Origin of the sequence: Mycobacterium heidelbergense, from assembly GCF_010730745.1 — a bacterium.
Taxonomy (GTDB): domain Bacteria; phylum Actinomycetota; class Actinomycetes; order Mycobacteriales; family Mycobacteriaceae; genus Mycobacterium; species Mycobacterium heidelbergense.
In genome coordinates this window covers 3,090,028-3,106,798 of the sequence record NZ_AP022615.1, presented here as the reverse complement: position 1 = coordinate 3,106,798, position 16,771 = coordinate 3,090,028, and the positions used below count along the sequence as shown (strand labels likewise).

Genomic DNA, 16,771 nt, shown 5'->3' with positions numbered 1-16,771 from the left:
CCTCCTCGACACGCGATCGCGATCCCGATCAAGATCACGTCACCGCCAACACCGCTCAACTTGAACACATATCGCTAGAGTGTGCAAGGAGCGGTGCCGTCAGCTCCCAAGGTGCCGGATATTGACCGGTTTGAACACATATCGCTAATGTGTTCAAGTGCAAGTCGACACCGTCCGAGAAGCCAAACCCGTGCCGCCCGCTCTTTTAACGGCGGTCACCGACACGCTCCGCCACCTTGGGCCACGACGATTCAGCCTCACCGCGGTCGCCGAGGCGGCCGGCGTGTCGCGCGGCACCGTCCACAACGTGCTCGGTACCCGCGACGACGCCATCACCACCGCGCTCAATCACCTGGCCGCGGCATTTACCGAAACCATGGCCGCCGAGGTCGACAAGGAGCCCACCCTGGCCGGACAAGTGGCGGCCGCGGCGGTGCTGATCTGTGCGCATCGGCAGGGTTCGCAGGCGACGCCGCGGGGCATCAGCCGGAGCATCCTGGTGCTGCTGTTGGAGCACGGCGGCGACGAGCTGATGCGACGCTCGATCGAGCTGTGGAAGCCATTGGTCAAAGCCGCGCAGCGCAACGGCGAAGTTGGTGGCAGCGTCGACGCGGTACGGGCCAGTGAATGGATCATCCGAATGCTGTTCAGTTTCGAGCTGTTACCCCCGCTGGGGATAAATCTGGACAGTCCCCGCACGGTGCGGCGTTTCGTGTGCGATCACATCGTCGCCGGCCTGACCGGAACCGGATCGTGAGTGAGCCCGACTACGAAGTAGCCATTATCGGCGCCGGGCCGGGTGGCATCGCCACAGCGAAGCTGTTGCGCGACAAAGACATAACGAATTTCGTCATCCTGGAACGCGGCCACGACTTCGGCGGCACCTGGCGTGACAATCACTATCCCGGCCTGGCCGTCGACATCCCCGTGCTGTGGTATCAGTTGTCATTCGCGCCCAACCCGAACTGGACTCGCTTTTTCGCCCCCGGCCCGGAGATCTACCAGTATCTGTGCGATACCGCCGCCAGCCTTGGACTCTATGAGCACCTGCGGCCCAATGCCGAAGTAACCCAACAACAATGGGACGCGCGGGCCGGGCTTTGGCGCCTTGCGGTCAAGGATCGGCCTGCGGTGTCCGCGCGGTTTGTGATCAACTCCGTCGGCGGCTACGTGAACGCCAAGGATGTCGTGGACATCCCCGGCATCGACGACTTCGCGGGAAAGATCCTGCGGCCCAACGCCTGGGACGACGGCTACGACACCACGGGCAAGCGGATCGCCGTCATCGGCACCGGATCCAGCGGTGTCCAGATCGCCGGAGCGTTGTCCGCCCAGGCGGCCAGCCTGGACATCTATCAGCGCACCCCGGCATGGGTGCTGCCCAAGATCGACTTCGACATCCCGCCCTGGATGCGCGTCCTGCTGCGACTGCCCGGGGCGGTCGGCGCCATCAACGCCCTCGGGCGTATCGGCATGGACGCCTTCATGGTTGCGCCGATCGTGCACCTCCTGCCCCGGCTGCCCAGCGCGCTGCTGGTACGGCTCATGCCGCTCTACGACGCCTGCTACCGGGCTTTGTACCGGACGCTGCTACGCGCGGTGGTCGAAGACCCGCAAACGCGCAGGGCGTTGGTGCCCCGCTACGGCCTGCTCGCCAAACGCCCGGTCATTTCCAGCAGTTTCCTGCCCGTGTTCAACCACGTCGGCACCCACCTGATCACCACCCCGATCGAGCGGATCACCCACACCGGCATCCGCACCACCGACGGCACCGATCGCCCGGCCGATCTGATCGTTATGGCCACCGGTTACGAATTGTGGACCGATCCCGAAACATACCGATCGGGAACGGTTTTGGGTGACGACGGATTCGACCTTGCCGAGTATTATCGCGCCCACGGGCTGCGCAGCTACGCGGGCACCGCACACCCGCAACTACCCAACAGGTGGGAGATCGTCGGGCCCCTGGGCTTCGTCGGATTCGCCTGGCCAGACTTCGTCGAGACCATGGCGGCCCACGCCGTGCGCGTCATCGACGAGGCCAGGCGCCGCGGAGCGGTGAAGGTCGCGGCAAGCGAGGCGGCGTTTGATCGATGGAACGATCGGATGCGCCGGCACGGCAAAGCCGTTCACCTGTACCTCACGGCGTGCAACCCGGGTCTTTCCACCTACTTCGTCAACTCCCAGGACGACACCGTCTATCACCGGCCCCAAACCATCGCTGGGTCGCGCCGCTTCAGCCGGCGATCGCCCTTGACGGATTATGAATTCCACTGCAAGGCTGCCAGCAGACCACAGTTGATGCCGCATTCAAAGGAGCTGTCGGCATGACCGACCCCGCTAATCCGTTGGCCGGCAAGGTCGCCTACGTGACTGGAGCCGCCCGCGGACAAGGCCGCTCGCACTGCGTCCGGTTGGCCCGCGCCGGCGCCGACATCGTCGCGATCGACGCGTGCGCACCGGTAGCCGAGCACAACGGCTATCCTCCGGCACTGCCACAGGACCTTGCCGAGACAGTCAGTTTGGTCGAAGGTGAGGGCCGCAAGATCCTCGCCGAGGAGGTCGACGTCCGAGATTTGGTCGGCCAGCAGCGGGTCGTGTCGAACGCGATCGAACAGTTCGGCCGCCTCGACATCGTCGTGGCCAACGCCGGCGTGCTGAATTGGGGCCGGGTGTGGGAAATTTCGGCCCGGCAATGGCAGGACACCCTTGACATCAACCTGACCGGGCTGTGGAACACCATCAAAGCCGTGGTACCGCCGATGATCGCCGCCGGAAACGGCGGCTCCATCATCACGATCAGCTCCGCGGCCGGCATCAAGGCCGTCCCCGGGTGCGGCCACTATTGCGCCAGCAAGTTCGGTGTTGTCGGCCTTACCAATTCGCTGGCCGTGGAACTCGGCGAGTTCGGCATCCGCGTCAACTCCGTGCACCCCTACGGCACCGACACGCCCATGGGCAACGATCTGTCGATGTACCAGGTCTTCCAAGACCACCCGCACTATATCCACAGCTTTTCGCCCGGCGCACTCCCAACCGAGTCGCTGGCCGCTCCCGACCTGATCTCCGACATCGTGGTGTGGCTGGCCAGCGACGCGTCGTCGCTGATCACCGCCGCCCAAATCCCCGCCGACAAAGGCTATCTGAAGATTTGAGCGCTCGTCGGTTTTGGGTTGCAACCCGTGCTGGCCGCGACCGGGGGACGACACAGAGGTCGCCTGCAGCGGCGGGGCGTCTGGTAATAACTTACGGACCAGAGCGTTAAGACTTGACCTTGGCTCACGGTTCGTGACTCGGGGTGACCGCAGGTCGTTGACTCGAGGTTGTGCTTCGTCGGGGGTGGTGATCGACCGGCACGATTTACGCCGTCAGAGAAAGTGAACTGCCGCAGCGTCGCTATTATGCGGCGGTCCGCAAGCCAGGGCGGGCCACGCCGGACACCTCGTGGTGGTCACATTTGTCACTCGCGTCTCGACGTGGCAGGCACATACCTTTCTGCCCACCTCACCGCGACAAAAAGCGGTTAGCTGTCGCTGTGAGGTGGGCACGTCGTTGTATGCCGGCCGGCGAGTGGCCGATGTGACACATGGGGATTGGCGCGCGACCCATTCGACGCGTGGATCGCTTGATACGGTTGTCGGTTAGCCAACGGGGGGCTGCACAGGGACGGAGGACGGTTGTGCGTGCTGTATAGGTCGCGGATCCTCGACGGAGGTTGCGCGTGGCTAATCTTGCCTGAGGTGCAGGCACAGCTCGACGATCTGCAGAATCACGATTCCTTCGCCGTGGGTGCCTTGAAGGGTTTGCGCGAGGAGGCCACTAACCCGGGCATGATTCTCACGATGTGGAGGGAGCCCATCGACTATCGGGCACCCATCCCCCAGGCACCAGACCGGGTGGTGAATCCGCCGTGGCTTGGAGAACTCAAAGCCACCGGGAAGCGACGTAAGGGAAAGGCGGGTCTGGAGTGGCGCCTGTACTTTAGTGAGCCAATCGAGACCAGCAACCTGGTTGTCGCGTGCGGGCTGGGCTGGAAGGACCCCGCGGAGTCTGCACAGGAAGGTACAACGCGCCAGCAAACGTCGATCCGCGCAGCAATGGGGTTGTTCAAGCGGTATTGCAGAGAGAGCAAACAGACCTACCCACCGTTCGAACCACGCTGAAGCGTCCGCAGATCGTGATCAACACACCCATAAGGTTGCGCTATATTGCAACTATGAGCCCGCATCAGACCACCGATTCACTCGACTTGAGCTCGGACGAGGCAGTCGAACTGGCCAGTCGCCTGACCCGAGGTGCTCGCCGACTGGTGAGGGATTTGGTTCGTGTCCGCGATCAAAGAGGGTTTTCACGATCTCAGCTGGCAGATGCGATCGGAATTCACAAATCCGGGATAAGCCGCTTTGAACGCCAAGAGACTAGCCCCCGCCTCGAGACCGTCCTGCGTTATGCGCAAGCGGTCGGCGCGGACATCATGTTTGCCGTTGAGCCCGTGGATGGCTGGCATTGCGCAGATGACGCCGTTGTGACTCACTTGCGCAGCTGGCGGGGTTCCTCGGCCGCGCACAATGCGCCCCGACTGGATGACCAGGGCGTGTGGGAAGAGCGGATTGCTGTACGCCTGTGACGAATTGGCGCGACCGCGAGCCTGAGGACCTCATTAATCGAGTCGTTGGCGCCGACCTGACTTGGTATGAGCGGAGTTCACGCAGGCGGGAAGAGAGCGAGTCCGAGGGCGACGATAAGTCTGAGGAGAACGATGAGGAGTTAACTCCTTTCGAACTTGCCGTCAGGGTGGGGACCAACGTTGAGAACGATCACAGCACACCTCATATTCGCGTTAGAGAGCGAATCGAGATGTTCAAAAATGGCTTGGAGTCCGCGTATGACCTTGAGGTGACGTTCAGGATGGAGTCTGGATTCCCGACGAACGACGATGAAGCGCTAGGTGCGTTCGTCGACACAGTCGGTTTCGACTACGTGCTTGGCATGATTCGAGGTGCCTTCAACGACGGGGCACGAGTGATGGGTATCCAGCCGCCAGTTATCCCAGCTGTTGCTCACCGGATGCCACGACGTCAAAAAGCAGAATCCGAGCCAAAGAGGGCCAATTCACCTCGCCGCAAGCAACGTAGTTAGTCGGCGAGTCGCACGGTTTACAAGCGCAATCAAGCCGCTCGATGTCCACGCCGACTTGTTCGGCGACGATCTCGACGAGGTCGCCGCAAATCTGGACGCCGCGATTGCTGCTACCCGGGGACCGAGCCGAAATCGGGGACCGCTGTCAGCGGCCAGAAATCACGCTGAACTGCTCAAACTCTGTGGAGCTAAGGGGATTCGAACCCCTGACCTACTCGATGCGAACGAGTCGCGCTACCAACTGCGCCATAGCCCCTGATCGCTAGCAGGCTACCAGCCGCGAGACGAACAGCCGAACGGCCAGCGCCTATTCGCCAACCGCACGCGGCAGGTCCCTGGGCCAGCCAAAGGTCCGCATGGGCATCGCGTTGTCCAAATGCTCGAAGATCGGGTCCTCGTCATCGATCTCCAGGACCACCGCGCCGGGGCGGCGTAGCCGCGACGGGACCACGTCGTACTCGCGGTCGTAGGCGTTCTCCACGCCAAGCCGCGCGCGCGCCATCCGCTGCATCCGCCGACGACGCACCCTCTCCTCGATCCGGGTCTGCCTACGCAAATAGGCCAGGTAGAGCACGGTGATAGCGGTGGCGGTGCCGCACAGCCACCAGGCTGTCGACGACACCTCGAATGCGGCCGTCGCCGTGCCGACCAAGACGACCGCCATCACCATCAGCACGCGCTTGCGGAAGACGTATTTCCGGGCGCTGACCGCCGCCGCGGTCTTCGTGTCGAATCGGCGCCGCCGCGAGGCGCCCGGTGCGACGAACGCCCGCGAATCCGCGTCCTCGTCCTCCTGGGAGTCCGCTTCGGGCTCCAACCCGGACGAGTCCTCGACGTATTCGTATCGGTCGCCCTGGTCCTGGTCCGACACCTCGTCGGCGGCGTCGTCCTCGTCGAGCTCGGCGCTGGCCCCTACGGGAAGTGCCCCGGAGTCCTCGATGACGTCGACGTCCAGGTAATCGGGCTCGGGGTCCTCGGCGACCTTCATGACGACCGGACGCGTCGCCTGCCCATCGTCGGCGTCGTCTTCCCCCTGAGGGTCGCGGTCGTCCTCGTGCAGGTCCTGGTCGCACTCAGCAAGCTCGTCCTCGTGCAGATCCTGATCTTCCTCCGGCTGCCAGTGAGGATCGCTGCGATGACCCGCGGCGGGGCCGCCACGCTTGAGCAGCCGCGAACCGGCGCCGCCGTTGAGCACCCGCGTCGCCAAAGCCACGTCGCTGGTGCGCCGCACGGCGTCGCGTTTGCTGATGAGCATCGGGACCAGCACAAACAGCCAGAGCACCACGAGCGAGATCCACAACAACGACTGCGGGATGCTTGGCATGATGACCCACTCCTAACTGGTCGCGGACCCCGCGAGGCTCGTCGGTGGCCGGCGCGTCCGGGTCGCATGACCAGGACAATTACACACCTGTAATTTCCCTCCCACAAGCACCAACTGTCACTCGTGTCGCGCTAGCCACAATCCGGTGCGGCCTCCAGGGGCGCACCGGCGAAGGGCCTAAGGGATCACGCCCAACCCGCGTGACCGGCGCGGACCAGGGACGATGCCACCGATCCCTGAACCTCTTCGACCGTGATGGCCATCAGCAGATGGTCGCGCCATGCCCGGTCAACCTCGAGATAACGGCGCAACAGGCCCTCTTCCCGGAACCCGACCTTTGCCAGCACGGCCCGGCTCGCGGCGTTCTCCGGGCGCACGGTGGCCTCGACGCGATGCAACATGACCGGACCGAAGCAATGGTCCAGGCCCAGCGCCAATGCCGCGGTGGCCACCCCGCCACCGGTCGCCGACCTCGGCACCCAGTAGCCGATCCACGCCGATCGCAACGCCCCGTGGGTGACGTTGCCGATGGTCAGTTGACCGCAGAAACGCCCGTCGAGCTCGATGACGTACGGCAGCATGCGCCCCCTGCGGGCCTCCGCGCGCAGACCCGAGCACAACGCCGGCCAGGCGGCAGCAGCGTGCCGGATCGTCCAGTCGCCATGGGCGCTGGGCTCCCACGGTTCGAGATGCGCGCGATCGGCCAGCCGGATCCGGCTCCACTGCGCGCCGTCTCGCATCCGCACCGCCCGCAACCGGACGACGCCCGCCGGGACCCGCAGCGGCCCGACCTCCAACGGCCAACCGGGATGACGAGAACTGGTGCGCAACAGGTTCATCGGGGGTCGGTCTGGCTAGCCGCGCTGGGCCAGGAAGGCGACGTCGACGATCTCTCCGGTGCGAATCTGCTCGGCGCCGCTGGGAACCACCACGAGGCAGTTCGCTTCGGCAAGGGTCGCCAACAGGTGCGATGACGCTCCCGGGGCCCCGCCCAGCGCCTGCACCAAATACTCACCGCTGTCCTGGTCCCGCATCAGCTGGCCGCGAAGGTACCCCTTGCGCCCGGCGACCGACGTGATCGGCGACAGGGCGCGGGCCTGCACGATCCGCCGCATCGGCTGGCGTTTGCCCAGCGACAGCCGGATCAGCGGCCGGACCATGACCTCGAAGACCACCAGCGCGCTGACCGGATTGGCCGGCAGCAAGAACGTCGGAACGCCCTCGCGGCCCAGCTGCCCAAAGCCCTGGACCGACCCGGGGTGCATGGCCACCCGGACGACCTCCATCTCGCCGAGTTCGGAAAGCACCGATCGCACCGCCTCGGCCGCCGCACCCCCGACCGCACCGGCGATCACCACGACCTCGGCGCGATTGATTTGCCCTTCGACGACGTCGCGGAGCTCCTTGGGGTTGTTGCTGACGATGCCGACGCGGTTGACCTCCGCGCCCGCGTCCCGGCCCGCCGCGGCCAACGCATAGGAGTTGACGTCGTACACCTGCCCGTTTCCCGGGCTGCGCGAGATGTCGACCAGCTCGCCGCCCACGGCCATGACCGACAACCGAGGCCGCGGATGCACCAACACCCGTTCGCGGCCGACCGCCGCCAGCAGCCCGACCTGCGCGGCGCCAATGATCGTCCCGGCCCGCACGGCCACGTCACCGGGCTGGACGTCGTCGCCGGCGCGGCGCACATAGGCGCCCGACGGCGCCCCGCGCAGAATCCGCACGCGCGACGCCCCACCATCGGTCCACCGCAACGGCAGCACCGCGTCGGCCAGCGTGGGCAGCGGCGCCCCGGTCTGCACCCGGACGGCCTGCCGCGGCTGCAGCCGGCTGGGCGTGCGCGATCCGGCCTCGATGGTTCCCATCACCGGCAGCACCAATCCGTCGCCGGCTGACTCCTCGGCCGACTCGTCGGACGCTTCGCCCAAGTCTTCGCCGCCCACCTCGCCGACGCCCAGGACGTCGACGCTGCGCACCGCGTAGCCGTCGATCGCGGCCTGGTCGAATCCGGGCATCGGCCGCTCGGTCACCACCTCCTCGGCGCACATCAACCCCTGCGCCTCGGCGATGGCGACACGTATCGGCCGCGGGGCCACCGCGGAGGCCGTTATCCGGGCCTGCTGCTCCTCCACAGAACGCACAGCGCGCCTCTCTGCCCTAACGGGCGCCCTGGCCCGCCCCACACACCGGCACTATCGCCCGGCTAGTGCTCGGTCAGGCCCAATCGCGCCACCAACCATCGCCGCAAATCCGGGCCGTAGTCGTCACGATCCAATGCAAAGTCAACCGCAGCCTTCAGGTAGCCGCCGGGATTTCCCAAGTCGTGTCGAGATCCGCGATGCACGACGACATGCACCGGGTGGCCCTCGTCGATCAGCAGCGCGATGGCGTCGGTGAGTTGCACCTCGCCGCCGGCGCCCCGGTCGATGCGGCGCAACGCGCCGAAGACGGCGCGGTCGAGCACATAGCGGCCCGCCGCGGCGTACATCGAGGGGGCATCCTCCACCTTGGGCTTCTCGACCATGCCCTTGACCCTCAGCACGTCGGGATTGTCGGAAAACCCAGGTGCCGGCTCAACGTCGAAAACCCCGTACGCGCTGATCTCCTCGGGCGGCACCTCGATGGCACACAACACCGTGCCGCCGCGCTGAGCGCGCACCTTCGACATCGTCTCCAAGACGCCGGTCGGCAGCACCAGGTCGTCGGGCAGCAGCACCATCACGGCGTCCTCGTCCGCCGTCAGCGTGGGTTCCACGCAGCCGATGGCGTGGCCCAGTCCGAGCGGCTCCGCCTGGACGACCGACTCGACCTTGATCAGCTGCGGCGCGCGGCGCACCTTGTCGAGCATCGCCTTCTTGCCCCGCGCCTCGAGCGTGCCCTCCAGCACCAGGTCTTCGACGAAGTGCGCGACGACCCCGTCCTTGCCCTCGGAGGTGACGATCACCAGGCGTTCGGCGCCGGCCGCGGCCGCCTCTTCGGCGACCAGCTCGATGCCGGGGGTGTCGACGACCGGCAGCAGCTCCTTGGGCACCGTCTTGGTCGCGGGCAGGAAACGCGTACCCAGGCCGGCCGCGGGGACGATCGCCGTGAAGGGGACCGGAACTTCTGGGCGTGACATCGTTCACACGATAACCCTCGCCGGGTTTGCCCACGCGGTGTGGCGGCGCGAAAGCGGGGGCTGTCATGGTTGAGGGCATGGCAACCGCGAGCAAGGCCGCGCTGCGCGAGCGGCTGCTGGCCGCGCGGCGTCGCGTTGCCGACGACGTTCATGCCGCCGAGGCGCGCATGCTCAGCGAGCGGCTGGAGCCGATGGTGAACAGCGACAGCACCGTCTGCGCGTACGCGCCGGTGGGCACCGAGCCGGGGTCGATCGAGCTGCTGGATATGTTGCTGCGCCGGTCGGGACGGGTGCTGCTGCCGGTCGCGCGCACCGCCGGTCCAGGAAACAAAGACGCGCCGTTGCCGCTGCGGTGGGGCGAATACCGGCCGGGCGCGCTCGTCGCGGGACCGTGGGGGCTGCTCGAGCCGCCCGGCCCCGTGCTGCCGTCGTCGGCGCTGGCCGAGGCCGCCCTGGTGATCGTCCCGGCTCTGGCGGTCGACCGCCGGGGCGTGCGGCTGGGCCGGGGGCGCGGGTTTTACGACCGCTCGCTGGACGGCCGGGACCCGCGGGCGCCCCTCGTCGCTATGGTGCGCGACGACGAGTTCGTCGACGAGCTACCGGCGGAGCCGCACGACGTGCCGATGACCCATGTGGTCACCCCCCGGCGCGGGGCGATCACCATGGTTTCCGGCGGTCACGGCGGGGAATGAGACGGTTCACACGGCCGTTCTAGCACTAGACACGCTAGAGTGCTAACGAGGCTTTAACATTCATGGAGGTTCCGAGTGCCGACCTACAGCTACGAGTGCACCGAGTGCGGCAACCGCTTCGACATGGTGCAGGCCTTCACCGACGACGCGCTGACCACGTGCGAGCAGTGCTCCGGACGGCTGCGCAAGCTCTTCAAGAACGTCGGCATCGTGTTCAAGGGCAGCGGCTTCTACCGCACCGACAGCCGCGAGGACGGCAAGAAGTCGACGAGCACGGTCAACGCGTCCTCGACGAGCGACGCCGGGTCGAGTTCCGGGTCCGGCGACAAGAACGGCTCGAGCGAGAAGTCGAGCAGCGCCCCCGCGCCGTCCACCGCGGCGGCCTCGTCCTAGCGGTTATCCACAACGGGATCGGTGACCGGCACCGCCGGAGCCGCGCCGCGCCTACCGTTGCGGCATGGGGGAGTCATCGCTGAACCCAGCGCCGCTGCGCCGCCTATCGGCGTGGCTGCGCCCGGACTGGACGCGCACCGTGCTGGCCCGGCGGGTGGCCGCGGGCGGTCTCGTGGTGTTGGCCGGCGTCGCGGCCCTGCGGTCGAATCCCGACGGTGATGTCGCCGACGTGGTGGTGGCGGCGCGCGACCTGCGCCCCGGCGCCGCGTTGACCGCCGATGACGTGCGGCTCGAAAAGCGTTTGGCCACAACGGTTCCCGACGGGCCGGAGACCGACCCCGGCGCGGTGGTCGGCTCGACGCTGGCCGGCCCGGCGAGACGTGGCGAGGTGCTCACCGACGTCCGGCTGCTCGGCAGCCGGCTGGCCGAAGCGGCGGTCGGACCGAAGGCCGGCCCCGGCGCCCGCATCGTGCCGCTGCACCTGGCGGACAGCGCCCTGATCGACCTGGTTCGGGTCGGCGACGTGGTCGACGTGCTGGCCGCGCCGGCCACCGACGCGCCGGGGACCACCCAGCCGGCCTCCAGGGTGGTGGCCACCGATGCCGTCGTGGTCCTCGTGTCGGCCAAGCAGAAAGTCCAGGCCACCGATACCGACCGCGTAGTGTTAGTTGCGCTGCCGGCTCGCGTGGCGAATTCGGTGGCGGGCTCGGCGTTGGGTCAGACGGTGACGCTCACCCTGCACTGAGTCCCTGGCCATAGCAGGCTCTGTCCAGTCCAGAAAGGACATCCCATGTTCAAAGGGTTCAAGGAGTTTCTCTCGCGGGGCAATATCGTCGACCTGGCCGTCGCGGTGGTCATCGGTACTGCCTTCACCGCTTTGGTCACCAAGTTCACCGACAGCATCATCACGCCGCTGATCAACCGGATCGGCGTGAACGAGCAGTCCAACGTCGGCGCCCTCAAGATCGGCATCGGCGGCGGCCAGACCATCGACTTGAACATCCTGCTGTCGGCCGCGATCAACTTCTTCCTGATCGCGCTCGTCGTGTATTTCTTCGTCGTGCTCCCCTACACCACGCTGCGCAGGCGCGGTGAGGTCGAGCAGGCGGACGACGCCCAGGTCGTCCTGCTCACCGAGATCCGCGATCTGCTCGCGCAAACCACCAATGGAGACTCGTCCGGCAAGCACGGCGGGACCGGCGCGACGCCCACCCCGAGCCACGGGCCCCGCGCGGACGCCGAATCGCTGTGACCCGGTTCTAGATCTCCAGGCTCGACAGCTGCCCGATGATCTGGGCGGCGAGCGGATTCAGCGTCGCCATTCCGTCGCGTACTGCATAACGGGAGCCGGCGAGGTTGACCACCAGCGTGCTGCCGGACACACCGGCCAGGCCGCGGGACAAACCGGCGTCGATGATTCCCGCCGACAGCCCCGACGCGCGGACCGCCTCGGCGATACCCAGGATTTCCCGGTCCAGGATTTCGCGGGTGGCCTCCGGGGCGACGTCACGCGGCGTGACACCGGTCCCGCCGACCGACACCACCAGGTCCACCCCGCCGATCACCGCGGTGTTCAGCGCGTTGCGGATCTCGACCTCGTCGGCCGCGACCGCCACCACGCCGTCCACCACGAACCCCGCCTCGGTCAGCAGCTCGGTGACCAACGGGCCGCTATGGTCCTCGTCCCCGTGCGCGGTGCGATCGTCGACCACCACGACCAGAGCCCGGCCGACCACCAACTCCGCACCAGTTTCCATGGGTGTCACCGTATATCCGAGCTCCGACAAACCCACCGCCGAGGGCTCTTCGACCCTCATCACTGATCCGCCTTGCCGAGGGTGACCTGCACGGTGCGGCTCCCGCCGCCGGGGTCCAGGAAGGTCAGCGACACCTTGTCACCGGGCGCTTTGGACCGCACGGCGGCAACCAGCGCGTCGGCGCTGTTGATCGGGCGGTCGTCGACCTTGGTGACGACCACGCCCTTGGGCACACCGGCGGCCGCGGCCGCGCCGTTGGGCACGACATCGACGACCTTGGCGCCCGGGGCGCCCTTGTCGCTGGTCACCTGCACTCCGAGCGAGGCGTGCGACGCCTTGCCGGTGGCGATCAGCTCGTCGGCGATGCGCTTGGCCTGGTCGACCGGAATGGCGAAGCCGAGGCCGATGGACCCGCTCTGGGAATCGGGCGAATCGGCGCCCAGGGTCGCGATCGCCGAGTTGACGCCCACCAGTTGGCCGCCCATGTTGACCAGCGCGCCACCGGAGTTACCCGGGTTGATCGCGGCGTCGGTCTGGATCGCGTCCAAAACGGTGTTTTGGTTGCCCGACTCGCCGGTCGTGGACACCGGCCTGTTCAGCGCGCTGATGATTCCGGTGGTCACCGTGCCCGACAGGCCCAGCGGCGACCCGATCGCCACCACCGGCTGGCCAACCCGCAGGTCCGACGAGGAGCCCATCGAAATGGGCGTGAGCCCCGAAATGCCCTGCACGCGGATCACGGCGATATCGCTGGTGGGGTCGGCCCCGACCACCGTGAACGGCGCGGTCCGCCCGTCGGACAACGTCACCGTCGTTTTCGGGGGTGGACCGGCGGACGTACCCGGGCCGCCTCCCGGCTTCGCCGCGGCTGCGACGACGTGGTTGTTGGTCAGGATCAGGCCGTCGGCCGACAGGATGACGCCGGAGCCCTCTTCCGACTGGCGACCCAGGTCGGTCTCCAGCATCACGACGCTGGGCACCACCTTGGTCGCGACCTGCTCGACGCTGCCCGGCGGCATGTTGGCGGCCGGGACGCTGGGAGCGGCCCCGGGGACTGTCCCGTGGCCATTGCTGTCCGTGGAGTGCGTGCCCAGCTCGACGGCCGTTGCGGCGGCGCCGCCGATTCCGGCCGAGACCACCGCGATCGCCAACGCGCCGGCGGTCAACAGGCCTGCGCGGGAACGCTTTTGGGGAACCGGCGGAGGCATTGGGGGCAGCATCCCGGGGATGGGGCCTCCCCCAGTGCCCCCGCCCCCGGGTGCCCGACCCGGACCGGTGCCGCCGAACGGCTCGTAGGGCCGGCGGTACTGGGTCGGCGGCGACTGCTGATAGCGCCAGTCGAACTGTTGGTTGTAAGGCGGCTGTTGCCCCTGGGCATAGGCTGGGGGCACAGGCTGATCAGGCCCGGTACGGTATCCCGGCTGCTGCGGCGGTGGCGAATACCTCGGGTCATTCGTCATGTCGCTACGTCGCTCTTCCTCTATTTCGGCTCGTGTTATGTCGGCTTGTGTTGGGTCGACTTCGCTCGATTCCAACAGTAGCTGCAGATCTACCTTGCCCGCGCGGACTAAGAGTCCACTGAGATAACGTTCGCCGGATCCCGAGAGTTCGCCACGGGCGCAACGGGGGCGGCCTCGGCGCCGCCCCCGGGCGTCGGATAGGTCGAGACCGGCACCGGCCGGCCCGGAAGCAGCACGTAAATAGAGGTTCCCGGGGGCTGGCCTCCCGGCACCGTGTCCTCGATACGAAGCAACCCGCCGTGGTTAAGCACCACTTTCTTGACGATCGCCAGCCCGAGTCCCGAACCGGGCAAGGCCCGTGCGGTCGTCGATCGGTAGAAGCGCTCGAACACCAGGCCGCGCTCCTGCGGCGGAATCCCCGGGCCGTGGTCGGAGACCACCAGCTCGGCGTGCGACGGGCCCAGTCGTCTCAACGTGATGCCGACGTGACCACCCGACGGGCTCCACTTGGCCGCGTTGTCCATGAGGTTCAGCACCGCGCGCGACAGCCCGGCGGCGTCGCCGTAGACCTGCCAGGGAAACGCCTCGACATCGAAGTGAATATCGTTGCGCCGCCGCCGAACTCGCTCCAGACTGCGATCGATCACCTCGGATATGTCGACGGGCTCGTGCACCACCTGGCCGGCGTCGTCACGGGTGAGGTCCACCAAATCGCCGACCAGCGTGGACAATTCCTCGATCTGCGCGAGCACGTCGGCGCGCAGGTCGACCATCTCCTGCTCGGGTAGCCGCGGCGCCCCCGGTTCCATCGACGCCATCAGCAACTCGACGTTGGTGCGCAGCGACGTCAGGGGGGTGCGCAATTCATGCCCCGCGTCGGTGACCAACCGCGCCTGCCGCTCCCGGGATTCCGCCAGCGCCCGCAGCATCAGATTGAAAGCCTCCGTGAGCCTGGCCAATTCGTCGCTACCGAAGACCGGAATGGGCCGCAGGTCGTCGGTGCGCGCCACCCGTTCGGCGGCCTCGGTGAGCCGGGCAACCGGACGCAATCCGGCCCGGGTGACCATGCCCCCGGCCACCGCGGCGACCGCGACGCCGATGCCGCCGACCATGAGCAGCACCCAACGCAGCTTGGTCATGACCGCTTCGGTGGGCTTCAGGCTCTTGGAGATCAGCAGCGAGCTGCCGTTGGGCAGGTGGATGGCAAGGATTCGTTGATCCGACGCGGTGCGGCGCGACATGAACAGCTCGCCGCGGATGACGGCCTTCTCGGTGTTTCCGACGGGCAGGGTCTGCCCCGGCTGGTTGGCGGTGTACACGGAGTGACCCGGGTTCACCAACATCGCGTTGACATCGGAGTAGGCGGTGCCCTCGATGGCCTTCCCCGGATCGGCGGCCAGCGAACCGCTGGCGATCAACAGCTGCGCCCGGCTTTGCAGCTGGTTGTCGATGTCGCTGTACAGCGCGGCCGAGATCACCGCATAGACCGCGAAGGCCATCAGCACGACGACCATGGCCACCATCGACATCGCCAGCAGCATCACCCGCCACCGCAGGGACAAGGAACTTGTGGCTCGAAGCGGTGCGTGCCGGCGCCGGTGGAACCGGATCATCAGGGCGGCGTCTCCCGAAGCACGTAACCGACCCCGCGCACCGTGTGGATCAGTCGCGGCTCGCCACCGGCTTCGGTTTTACGGCGCAGATAGCCGACGTAGACCTCCAGCGCGTTGCCCGAGGTGGGAAAGTCGAATCCCCACACCTCCTCGAGGATGCGGCTGCGGGTGAGTACCCGGCGCGGATTGGCGATCAACATTTCCATCAACGCAAACTCGGTGCGGGTCAAGGTGATTCGGCGTTGCCCCCGAGTGACCTCGCGGGTGATCGGGTCCAGAGCCAGGTCGGAGAATTCCATTGCCACCGACTCGCCGCCATCGTCCGGTTTGGTGCGGCGCAGGAGCGCCCGCATGCGGGCCAACAGCTCTTCGAGGGCGAACGGCTTCGGCAGATAGTCGTCGGCGCCAGCGTCCAGGCCGGCCACCCGCTCGGACACGGAATCGCGCGCGGTGAGCACCAGGATCGGCAAATCGTCGCCGGTGCTACGGAGTTGGCGGCAGACCTCCAGCCCGTCCAAACGCGGCATCATCACGTCGAGGACGAGTGCGTCGGGCCGATCGCTGGCGATCATGCCCAGGGCCTCGATCCCGTCGTGGGCCAACTCAACCGAGTAGCCGTTGAAGGAAAGCGATCTGCGCAGCGATTCACGCACCGCACGATCGTCGTCGACGACAAGTATTCGCATGGCTACCAGTTTCGCCCCAGCGACTGAGAGCGGCCTGAGAGGCGCGCCGAGGCACTAACCCGCCCGATGACTGCCCCGCGGCGGCTGGTCACATCCACCACATTGGGCCCCTGTCTCGGGAGGACGCCGTGGCACCCGGCTGCCCTGGCGCGGCGACCGACGGTAATCGGGTTAACGGCGGTCGAGATCGATGAGACCCAGGCGGGCCGCCTTGAGCAGCCTGCGGGGCACCTTGTGCTTCTGGCCCGCCACCGTCACACCGACGAGCTCGGTCCGGGTGGCCTTCCACTGCGCGCGACGGCTTCGGGTATTCGCGCGCGACATCCTGCGCTTGGGTACGGCCATGGTCGGGCCTAACTCCTCGTTGGGGCTTCGTCGGGCATGTCGCGTGGGTGGCCGGTCGGGCCGAACGTGCGACGATTGCATCCAAGGATAGTCGGTGGCCCGCCGGTCACCAAAACGAGCACCCCCACGGACCAGGCATCCTTGACGTGACGCTGGCGGTACCCGCTAACCTACCGGGTGGTTGGTTGGTTCGCAGGTCACCGGTATTGCCATGAATGGAGGACGCGCATGGCCTCTGTGC

At 67.1% G+C, this 16,771-nt stretch carries 19 protein-coding genes and 1 tRNA gene; 10 read left to right on the top strand and 10 right to left on the bottom strand.

The features are described 5' to 3' along the window. Positions 1-157: 157 nt before the first annotated feature. The 6 genes from G6N25_RS14735 to G6N25_RS14710 all read left to right on the top strand — a co-directional run bounded on the left by G6N25_RS14735 (position 158) and on the right by G6N25_RS14710 (position 5,139). A complete protein-coding gene (locus G6N25_RS14735; RefSeq protein WP_083073630.1) occupies positions 158-757 on the top strand; it encodes a TetR/AcrR family transcriptional regulator in 600 nt (199 codons plus the stop codon). Next, positions 754-2,331: a flavin-containing monooxygenase gene (locus G6N25_RS14730; RefSeq protein WP_083073631.1), complete on the top strand. Its 1,578-nt coding sequence runs from the start codon at positions 754-756 to the stop codon at positions 2,329-2,331. Before G6N25_RS14735 ends, G6N25_RS14730 begins: the two co-directional genes overlap by 4 nt. After that, positions 2,328-3,155 (top strand): mycofactocin-coupled SDR family oxidoreductase, encoded by an 828-nt coding sequence (locus G6N25_RS14725; protein ID WP_083073632.1) that lies wholly within the window; start codon positions 2,328-2,330, stop codon positions 3,153-3,155. Before G6N25_RS14730 ends, G6N25_RS14725 begins: the two co-directional genes overlap by 4 nt. A gap of 585 nt (positions 3,156-3,740) precedes the next feature. Next, entirely contained in the window at positions 3,741-4,163 is a 423-nt protein-coding gene (locus tag G6N25_RS14720; RefSeq protein ID WP_083073633.1) for a hypothetical protein, read from the top strand. A gap of 53 nt (positions 4,164-4,216) precedes the next feature. Continuing rightward, positions 4,217-4,627 (top strand): helix-turn-helix domain-containing protein, encoded by a 411-nt coding sequence (locus G6N25_RS14715; protein WP_083073634.1) that lies wholly within the window; start codon positions 4,217-4,219, stop codon positions 4,625-4,627. Further along, positions 4,624-5,139 carry a hypothetical protein gene (locus G6N25_RS14710; protein WP_142272585.1) on the top strand — a complete coding sequence of 172 codons (516 nt, stop codon included), beginning with the start codon at positions 4,624-4,626 and terminating at the stop codon, positions 5,137-5,139. Before G6N25_RS14715 ends, G6N25_RS14710 begins: the two co-directional genes overlap by 4 nt. Before the next feature lie 183 nt (positions 5,140-5,322). On the opposite strand, the gene G6N25_RS14705 is transcribed toward G6N25_RS14710, so the two are convergent. The 5 genes from G6N25_RS14705 to G6N25_RS14685 form a co-directional block, all read right to left on the bottom strand. Continuing rightward, positions 5,323-5,395, bottom strand: a tRNA-Ala gene (locus G6N25_RS14705). A gap of 51 nt (positions 5,396-5,446) precedes the next feature. Continuing rightward, positions 5,447-6,463 (bottom strand): divisome protein SepX/GlpR, encoded by a 1,017-nt coding sequence (gene sepX, locus G6N25_RS14700; RefSeq protein ID WP_083073635.1) that lies wholly within the window; start codon positions 6,461-6,463, stop codon positions 5,447-5,449. A gap of 185 nt (positions 6,464-6,648) precedes the next feature. Further along, the gene (locus tag G6N25_RS14695) at positions 6,649-7,302 is read right to left on the bottom strand and encodes a GNAT family N-acetyltransferase (RefSeq protein WP_083073636.1); all 654 of its coding nucleotides are present in this window, start codon (positions 7,300-7,302) and stop codon (positions 6,649-6,651) included. A gap of 15 nt (positions 7,303-7,317) precedes the next feature. Beyond that, positions 7,318-8,607, bottom strand: a complete 1,290-nt coding sequence (gene glp / locus G6N25_RS14690) for a molybdotransferase-like divisome protein Glp (RefSeq protein WP_083073637.1) — start codon at positions 8,605-8,607, stop codon at positions 7,318-7,320. Positions 8,608-8,669: 62 nt separating this feature from the next. Beyond that, entirely contained in the window at positions 8,670-9,584 is a 915-nt protein-coding gene (locus G6N25_RS14685) for a UTP--glucose-1-phosphate uridylyltransferase (protein WP_083073638.1), read from the bottom strand. A 77-nt stretch (positions 9,585-9,661) separates the two neighbouring features. On the opposite strand from G6N25_RS14685, the gene G6N25_RS14680 reads away from it, so the two are divergent. The 4 genes from G6N25_RS14680 (at position 9,662) to mscL (ending at position 11,921) form a co-directional block, all read left to right on the top strand. Continuing rightward, positions 9,662-10,276, top strand: coding sequence for a 5-formyltetrahydrofolate cyclo-ligase (locus tag G6N25_RS14680; RefSeq protein ID WP_083073669.1), 615 nt, complete (start codon positions 9,662-9,664; stop codon positions 10,274-10,276). Between the two features lie 75 nt (positions 10,277-10,351). Next, positions 10,352-10,669: an FmdB family zinc ribbon protein gene (locus G6N25_RS14675; RefSeq protein ID WP_083073639.1), complete on the top strand. Its 318-nt coding sequence runs from the start codon at positions 10,352-10,354 to the stop codon at positions 10,667-10,669. A gap of 64 nt (positions 10,670-10,733) precedes the next feature. Continuing rightward, positions 10,734-11,414: an SAF domain-containing protein gene (locus G6N25_RS14670; RefSeq protein ID WP_083073640.1), complete on the top strand. Its 681-nt coding sequence runs from the start codon at positions 10,734-10,736 to the stop codon at positions 11,412-11,414. A 45-nt stretch (positions 11,415-11,459) separates the two neighbouring features. Further along, positions 11,460-11,921: a large-conductance mechanosensitive channel protein MscL gene (mscL, locus tag G6N25_RS14665; protein ID WP_083073641.1), complete on the top strand. Its 462-nt coding sequence runs from the start codon at positions 11,460-11,462 to the stop codon at positions 11,919-11,921. A 7-nt stretch (positions 11,922-11,928) separates the two neighbouring features. Here mscL and G6N25_RS14660 read toward each other — a convergent pair whose 3' ends face one another. The 5 genes from G6N25_RS14660 to rpmF form a co-directional block, all read right to left on the bottom strand. Further along, positions 11,929-12,486 carry a MogA/MoaB family molybdenum cofactor biosynthesis protein gene (locus G6N25_RS14660; RefSeq protein ID WP_083073642.1) on the bottom strand — a complete coding sequence of 186 codons (558 nt, stop codon included), beginning with the start codon at positions 12,484-12,486 and terminating at the stop codon, positions 11,929-11,931. Then, positions 12,486-13,886: a S1C family serine protease gene (locus G6N25_RS14655; protein ID WP_083073643.1), complete on the bottom strand. Its 1,401-nt coding sequence runs from the start codon at positions 13,884-13,886 to the stop codon at positions 12,486-12,488. The genes G6N25_RS14660 and G6N25_RS14655 overlap by 1 nt, the downstream gene beginning before the upstream one ends. Before the next feature lie 107 nt (positions 13,887-13,993). Continuing rightward, positions 13,994-15,499 carry a HAMP domain-containing sensor histidine kinase gene (locus G6N25_RS14650; protein ID WP_083073644.1) on the bottom strand — a complete coding sequence of 502 codons (1,506 nt, stop codon included), beginning with the start codon at positions 15,497-15,499 and terminating at the stop codon, positions 13,994-13,996. Then, positions 15,499-16,185 carry a response regulator transcription factor gene (locus G6N25_RS14645; RefSeq protein WP_083073645.1) on the bottom strand — a complete coding sequence of 229 codons (687 nt, stop codon included), beginning with the start codon at positions 16,183-16,185 and terminating at the stop codon, positions 15,499-15,501. Before G6N25_RS14645 ends, G6N25_RS14650 begins: the two co-directional genes overlap by 1 nt. 171 nt (positions 16,186-16,356) lie before the next feature. Then, positions 16,357-16,530 carry a 50S ribosomal protein L32 gene (rpmF, locus tag G6N25_RS14640; protein ID WP_067115484.1) on the bottom strand — a complete coding sequence of 58 codons (174 nt, stop codon included), beginning with the start codon at positions 16,528-16,530 and terminating at the stop codon, positions 16,357-16,359. Positions 16,531-16,771 lie beyond the last annotated feature (241 nt).